This is a genomic window from Pseudomonas sp. SIMBA_068 (genome assembly GCF_046534705.1).
GTDB classification, from domain to species: domain Bacteria; phylum Pseudomonadota; class Gammaproteobacteria; order Pseudomonadales; family Pseudomonadaceae; genus Aquipseudomonas; species Aquipseudomonas putida.
In genome coordinates, this window is sequence record NZ_JAWRYI010000008.1 from 305,631 (window position 1) to 312,226 (window position 6,596).

Annotated in this window: 7 protein-coding genes and 1 pseudogene; 6 read left to right on the forward strand and 2 right to left on the reverse strand. The window is 57.9% G+C overall.

What is annotated here, in order from left to right; genetic code table 11:
- Positions 1-40: 40 nt before the first annotated feature.
- A pseudogene (locus tag SB756_RS19765) lies at positions 41-379 on the reverse strand (sel1 repeat family protein); the annotation flags it as partial.
- A 945-nt stretch (positions 380-1,324) separates the two neighbouring features.
- Between SB756_RS19765 and SB756_RS19770 the strand changes: the two are divergent.
- The 3 genes from SB756_RS19770 (at position 1,325) to SB756_RS19780 (ending at position 3,694) form a co-directional block, all read left to right on the forward strand.
- Positions 1,325-1,549: a hypothetical protein gene (locus SB756_RS19770; protein ID WP_016501083.1), complete on the forward strand. Its 225-nt coding sequence runs from the start codon at positions 1,325-1,327 to the stop codon at positions 1,547-1,549.
- A gap of 249 nt (positions 1,550-1,798) precedes the next feature.
- Entirely contained in the window at positions 1,799-2,281 is a 483-nt protein-coding gene (locus tag SB756_RS19775) for a hypothetical protein (protein ID WP_341797814.1), read from the forward strand.
- 147 nt (positions 2,282-2,428) lie between these two features.
- Entirely contained in the window at positions 2,429-3,694 is a 1,266-nt protein-coding gene (locus SB756_RS19780) for an OmpP1/FadL family transporter (protein WP_016501085.1), read from the forward strand.
- 42 nt (positions 3,695-3,736) lie between these two features.
- On the opposite strand, the gene SB756_RS19785 is transcribed toward SB756_RS19780, so the two are convergent.
- A complete protein-coding gene (locus SB756_RS19785; RefSeq protein WP_410911513.1) occupies positions 3,737-4,666 on the reverse strand; it encodes a LysR family transcriptional regulator in 930 nt (309 codons plus the stop codon).
- 115 nt (positions 4,667-4,781) lie between these two features.
- Here SB756_RS19785 and SB756_RS19790 point away from each other — a divergent pair, with 115 nt between their 5' ends.
- The 3 genes from SB756_RS19790 to SB756_RS19800 all read left to right on the forward strand — a co-directional run.
- On the forward strand, positions 4,782-5,042 hold the full coding sequence (locus SB756_RS19790) for a DUF2798 domain-containing protein (RefSeq protein WP_016485290.1): 261 nt from the start codon (positions 4,782-4,784) through the stop codon (positions 5,040-5,042).
- 342 nt (positions 5,043-5,384) lie between these two features.
- Complete coding sequence (locus SB756_RS19795; RefSeq protein ID WP_410911515.1) at positions 5,385-5,876, forward strand: transposase; 492 nt, start codon at positions 5,385-5,387, stop codon at positions 5,874-5,876.
- Between the two features lie 17 nt (positions 5,877-5,893).
- A partial coding sequence (locus tag SB756_RS19800) for a transposase (protein ID WP_410911517.1) occupies positions 5,894-6,596 on the forward strand: 703 nt, incomplete at its 3' end.

Consider the following 6,596-nt stretch of genomic DNA (forward strand, 5'->3'; position numbering starts at 1 on the left):
TTGAGTGCAGCTTATCAGCCTGGGGCTTGTCGGAGCATTACTTCGCCTGGTCCGGATCGTTTTGCTGGCATAGCCGCGCATACTCCAGCTGTGCTCGCCGGTCACCGGCGCGGGCTGCCTGGCGCAGCAGTTCGTGGCCAATACGCCGGTCACGGGCGTTGCCACAATCGCGGCACAGCATCTGCCCCAAGCGGCTCTGTGCCACCACCACGCCCTGACGCGCCGGCTGCTTGAGCAGGCGCCCGGCCAGGTGCTTGACCTGGGGCTTGTCGCCCAGGCGCGGGCTGTCGAGCAGCCACAAGGCCACTTTCAAGGAAAAGCGCTCGGAAGGAGGCGTCGATGCTGCAGCGCTGGCGAGGTGTTTACCGCGAAACTTCATGAGCAACAGGTTTGGCAACTCGAAAGGCGCGCCACTCTACTCTTTTTTTTTCGCTGTGAACTGTCGATTTATGGAGAATTGAAAAAATATTTCAATGATCTTTTCTTGACGTTTTCGAGTGGATGACCGACCGGTCTGTCGGGGCATGTCGATTGTCGGACAGTTCACTGCACTGCTGGCACGCCCGTTCTAGAGCAAGCGCCCGGGACAATCCACAGTTCCTGTGGATAACTCGGTGGACAACCCCCTTGCACACCCCGCAAAGCCCCGTGAATTGGGGCTTTGTGTCAAACTGACGATTTTTTCACCAGCTGAAAATAGTGTTTTTTTTCATTGACTTAACCGCCTAGTCAAGGCATTGGCGAGGCCGTTGCAGCCTGTTGCCGGCCTGTTACAACCCTTGCCCCGAATGTGAACAAGTGCACCATGATCCCTCATATGAGTGCACGAAATGGGCACATCCGCCTGTGTGCGGGCTATTTGCCCCCTCTTCACAGCGGTACAAATACGCGCCATACTGCTCGGCTCACCTGAACAAACGTAGTGCTTGCCAAGCGCCGGTATTTCCGGTAAGGTGCGCCTCGTTAGTACCAAGCTGAAAGTCAATTCGGGCCACAACATCCTTGCAGACCCACTTTCCCAAGAGTGCGCTGCTGAAGCAGGATTGCCCATTCGATGATTCACTCGCCAGCCTCAGGCTGCTCAAGCACGAATCACGTGACAGATTGATCAGGATTCCACCCGACGGCCTAGAACCTTGGCCCCGACGTGCTGCCTGCCTTCCGAAGTACCTACCAGTCAGCCCAAGCGCCCACTTTTGATTGCGCTCTCTCTGGCTGCTTTGTTCCAGTCAGGTTCGTTCGTCCCTTAATAAAGGCGTCACTGGAACGTTTCTATCATGCACGGATCATATCTCCCGTGTTTAAAGCAGGAACCTCCAACAATATGCAAACTCATCATCAGATTCAGGCTGCCATTGGCACGCTCTCCCAGGCCTTCTCGCCGTTGAAGTGCCTTATCGTTGCCCCACGCAAGGGCAGCTTCAGCTTCACCTTGGTAGACGAACACGGCGTCGCCTGCCACACCGAGCGCCTGTACCATGAACAGTACAGCCGCAATGAACCGCTGCAGGCGGTCATCGCCCGGACTCGCCAATCGCTCACCGCGTGAGTGGCGAATACCGGGGCATTCAAGCGCTGAATCATCCCATCGCAAGCCTGCCTGAACGTTCTTGGCGTAATTGCCTACGGGCATATAGCCCGGTACGTCAGGCAGCAATCGATTTAAAAACAGCCCTTTACACCACGATTATCACACTACACTTCAACTCGAGCGGTGCTTGCCGCTTCCGGCGGGCCTGATCATTCACCAGCTGCCAAGCTCCAGCGCCCGTCCGGCCCTTAATTGCTCGAGGGCATCATGGGTATTGCGGCGAATGAATTGTGTCAGTATGTGATCCGACCCACCCTGGTCTACCTGAACCGTCACTGTGCCAGCGCGGAAGCCCTGCTATTGGGCATTGCCGCCAGCCAGTCGGCGCTCGGGTCCGCCTTGCATGACCGACGCGGGCACGGCCTTTACCGCATTGGCGAACACCGTCACCAGGCGCTCTGGGATGATTACCTGGCCCGCGACCCCGACCTGGCCAGCCTTGTGCGCGGCCTGGCCAGCCAGCACGCCTTCCTCGGCGGCCCGCACCTGGAACTCACCGTAAACCTGCGCTATTCCACAGCCATTGCCTGGATGCTCATCGAAGAGCAGGCCACGCCACTGCCTGCCGCTGACGACCTGTTGGCATTGGCGCGGATATGGCGCCAGATTTTCCACCCCCAAGGTCGCTTGCGCGACTTCACTCATGCCTGGCAGACCTGCATAGATCAGAGATTGCCACAGGTATCTTAAGAATCGTCCTACAACATTACCGGAAAAAAGGGAATTTTGGTCGGATTGTCCTACAAAACGGCTCTATCTTCTGCGATTGAGGCTATGGCGCGGTGCGTGATTTGTTGGTAGCTTTTCGCCCCGGAGATCCCAAGGAGTTTTCTAATAATGAAAAAAGTAATGCTCAAAACCTCCCTCGCCGTCGCTGTTGCCGTGGCATCCAGCCAAGTGTTCGCTGCAGGCTTCGCCCTGAACGAACAGAGCATCAGCAGCATGGGGACAGGTTTCGCGGGACGTTCTTCTTCTGCCGAAGATGCCAGCACCGTGTTTGGCAACCCGGCCGGCATGTCTCGCCTCAAACGCGAACAATTCACCGTGGGCGGCGCTGCCGTCATCGCCAAGTCCGACATCTCGGGCCGGGGCAGCAACCTCGGGGGGGAAACCGATGGTGACATGGTGCCTCTCGTTGGCGTCCCCATGGGTTACTACGTCAAGCCGATCGACGACCACTGGAGCGTCGGCTTCGGTGTCTATGTACCGTTCGGCCTGGTAACCGACTACGGCAGCGATGATGCCGCACGCTACTGGGGCAAGAAGAGCCACGTCGAGGTAGTCACCTTCCAGCCAACCGTCAGCTACGCCTTCAATGACAAGGTCTCGATCGGTTTCGGCCCTACCATCAACCGCATCAAGGGTGAACTGGGTTCGAGCCTGATCAACCCGTTCACCCCCGGCCGCAACGATGGCGAAGTGAAAATCAAGGGCGACGATACCGCCGTTGGTTACAACATCGGCATCCTGGTACAGGCTACCGACAGCACCCGCCTCGGTCTGACCTACCACTCGATGGTCGACTACAAGCTCGAGGGCAAGACCCGCGTCAGCACCCCGCTGATCGGGCCGTTCAACGGCAACAAGTTCGACGCCTCGCTGAAGATCAAGACGCCGGAATCGGTCGACTTCTCGGTTACCCACGAACTCGACGACCAGTGGACCCTGTATGCAGGCAGCACCTGGACCCGCTGGAGCCGCCTGAAAGACATCACCGTGCAGAACGATGTCCCGGCGCCATTGGCAGGTTCGGCGTTCCAGACCATCACCGAAGAACAGAACTGGCATGACACCTGGGCCCACGCCATTGGTGCGTCGTACAAGGTCAACAAGGAGTGGGTGCTGCGCACCGGCTTCACCGTCGACCAGTCGCCGACCAACAACCATGACCGTTCACCACGTATCCCGACGGGCGACCGCAAGGTGTTCAGCCTGGGTGCCGGCTGGAGTCCAACCGACGATATGACCATCGACGTGGCCTATTCCTACCTGTGGGAAGAAGACACCAAGGTCAATCAGGTAAGCGCGACCAAAGGCAGCTACCAGGCCAAGTACGAGAACAGCGCTCACGGTATCGGTGCATCCCTCACCTACCGCTTCTGATTCGTACGCACCCCATTAAAAACCGCCCTCGTGGCGGTTTTTTCATGCCTGCACCTGCCAACTGTCCCCCAGGCATTCACGCAGGTAGTCCATGAACACACGCACTTTCGCGGTCATGGCGAAACGGTCGGCCAGGCACAGGTAGATGTCCATTGGTTCGGTCTGGGCGTAGGCCTGGCCACTGTCGCTGTACTCGAACAACGGCACCAGCGCACCGCTGGCCAGGTGCGGTCGCACCATGAACTCGGCGAGGCGGGTGATACCGCCATCGTGCAGCGCCATCTGGGTCAGGGCGTCGATGTCGTCGCTGATCAGTACACTGCCGAACTCCGCTTCAAAACGCAGCCCATCACGCATGAAACCCCAGCGCAGAAACCGCCCATCCACCGGGTAACGGAACACCAGGCAACGGTGGTCGCGCAATGCCTCAGGCGAACCCGGCACCCCAGCGCTTTGCAAGTACCCGGGCGAGGCACAGCAAATGAACGGGATCCGAGCGATATGCCTGGCCATCAGCTGGTCTTCCAGCTGCGGGGCAATGCGCAGGCTGACGTCGACGTCTTCACGTGCATGGTTGACCCGACGATCAGTCGTTAGCAACTCTATCGAAAGCAGTGGATAGCGGGCACTGAAGGCGGGTATCAGTGGCGCCAGCACGTGGCGGCCAAACGCGGATGTAGAGGCGATGCAAAGCCGCCCTTGGGGTTCACTGTCTGGCGTAGCGATGGCCTGCTCCGCCAGGGCCAGGTCACGTTCGATATGCCTGACACGCTCATAATACTGCGTACCCGCCGGCGTCAGCGCCATGCTGCGGGTGGTACGGCTGAGCAGGCGCACCTGCAGATGGCCCTCCAGGCGTGCCAGGTTCTGGCTGACCGCTGCCGGGCTAAGGCCCAGGGTACGGGCGCCCCCGGCGATGCTGCCGGCCTCGACCACCTTGATGAAGCTGCGGATGGCGTTGAGCAGGTCCATGCGAGAGCTCGTGCATTCATAAGAATCTCTTTATAAAGAACTCAGCGAGGCTGGTCTACAGCTGCGGCTGAGGGGATTGTTAACCTGCGCGTCCACTCACCTTTCAGGAGTCCACATGAGCAACCTGTCCCAGTCGCGCAGCCGACGCAAATTGCACCCGGGCGCTACGCCCTACGTTTTTGCCTTTTTCATGTCGTCAATCATGGCGCTGCTAATGTGCTTCGTGATCACCGCGGCGAATGCCGGGGTTACTGCGCAGTACCTGAGCAATGTGCTAAAGGCCTATCAATTGGCGATGCCAGTGGCGTTCGTTTGCGTGTTGATGGTCAGGCCGGTGGTGGTGCGGTTGGTGGCGATTACGGTGCATGCGAAATGAAATAATCCGATGCCGAGCCACGCCATCGGCGCCGGCTCTTGATCTTGATCTTGATCTTGATCTTGCTTTTGATCTTCGCGACTTCAGGAGGCCGAACGCAGGCCTTGCGGAGGGAGGTGACGGGCATGGATGCCCGTCAAGCGCTGGGCCCCAGGATGGGGCCTGCAGCGCGGTCCTCCCGGGAGCGAGACCGGAGTGAGGGAACCCCGGAGCGCAGCGTAGGGGCTGGATGATCGGAGCGCAGCGTTTTTTGGTTACTTTTTGTCGCGTTCCCCCCGTGTCAGCCTACCTGTCGCCTCTACTGATTGACTCAATTATTCAAGGGGGCGAAGGTGCACAGTAATGAAAAAGCATTATGACAATGAGTTCAGAGACTGGGCTGTCCAGCAAATGATGCCGCCTCTGAACCGTTCTGTGGCGGAGCTTGCCGTTGCAATCGGCGTTACTCCGCAGTCGCTGCGAAACTGGAGACAAATGGCTAGAGATAAAGGGTTGATCGTCCCTGGTAACAACAAGACCAGCGATCAATGGTCCAGCGCCGACAAATTCAATGCTGTCATGGAGACAGCTCCCTTGAGTGAGATTGAGCTCTCACAGTATTGCCGTATGAAAGGGATATTCCCTGAGCAGATCCAGCAGTGGCGTTTGGCTTGCCAGAACGCCAACGAGGTAGCTGAGCCCCAACCTTGCGCCAAGAAAACTGCCGAACAACGACGCATCAAGGAACTAGAACGTCAGTTGTCGAAGTCAGATGCTGGTCGCAAAGAGGCGGAGGCTTTACTGGAACTGCGAAAAAAAGCCAATGCGATCTGGGGCAAGGACAAGGAAGACTGATCAGTCCCTCAGATCGCATGCAGGCGTTAGGTTTAATAGCCGAAGCTGTGGAAGCGGGGGCAAGAAGATCCCATGCGTGCCGCGAGCTAGGGCTGTGCCTTCGAACGATCCAGCGCTGGCGCCATAGCAACGGTGATAGGCGTCAGACAGTTCAACGCAAGGCACCACCGAACAAGCTAAGTGTGGCGGAGCGACAGGCAGTATTAGCCGCTGCAAATCAGCCAGGTTATGCAAGTCTGACGCCGCATCAGATCGTGCCAAAGTTAGCGGATGAAGGCATTTACCTAGCATCGGAGTCGACTTTCTATCGAGTGCTCAAAGAGGCGAATCAAAATGTGCGCCGAGGCCGGGCTAAAGCACCGAAACGCCGAATCTTGACTACGCATCGAGCGGATGGCCCGAACCAGGTGTGGTGCTGGGACATCACATGGTTGCCGACCACGATCAAGGGGCGTTTCTACTACTGGTACATGGTCAAAGACATCTACAGCCGCAAGCTTGTAGTTAACGAAGTCCATGAATCCGAATGTGCTGAGAACGCCTGCGTGCTGCTTGAGAAGGGGTGTTTGCGTGAGCGAACAGCGGGTCGTCCTTTGGTGCTGCACTCTGACAACGGCCTCGTGATGAGGGGCTCACTGTTACGCGAACAAATGATTTCGCTGGGTGTTAAGCCTTCGTTCAGTCGTCCGCGGGTGAGCAATGATAATGCTTATGCGGAAA

Bases quoted from the DNA above. Each gene is read 5' to 3' on its own strand.
- SB756_RS19770 (WP_016501083.1), top strand. From the start codon at position 1,325: ATGCAAACTCATCATCAGATTCAGGCTGCCATTGGCACGCTCTCCCAG.
- SB756_RS19775 (WP_341797814.1), top strand. From the start codon at position 1,799: ATGGGTATTGCGGCGAATGAATTGTGTCAGTATGTGATCCGACCCACC.
- SB756_RS19780 (WP_016501085.1), top strand. From the start codon at position 2,429: ATGAAAAAAGTAATGCTCAAAACCTCCCTCGCCGTCGCTGTTGCCGTG.
- SB756_RS19785 (WP_410911513.1), bottom strand. From the start codon at position 4,666: ATGGACCTGCTCAACGCCATCCGCAGCTTCATCAAGGTGGTCGAGGCC.
- SB756_RS19790 (WP_016485290.1), top strand. From the start codon at position 4,782: ATGAGCAACCTGTCCCAGTCGCGCAGCCGACGCAAATTGCACCCGGGC.
- SB756_RS19795 (WP_410911515.1), top strand. From the start codon at position 5,385: ATGAAAAAGCATTATGACAATGAGTTCAGAGACTGGGCTGTCCAGCAA.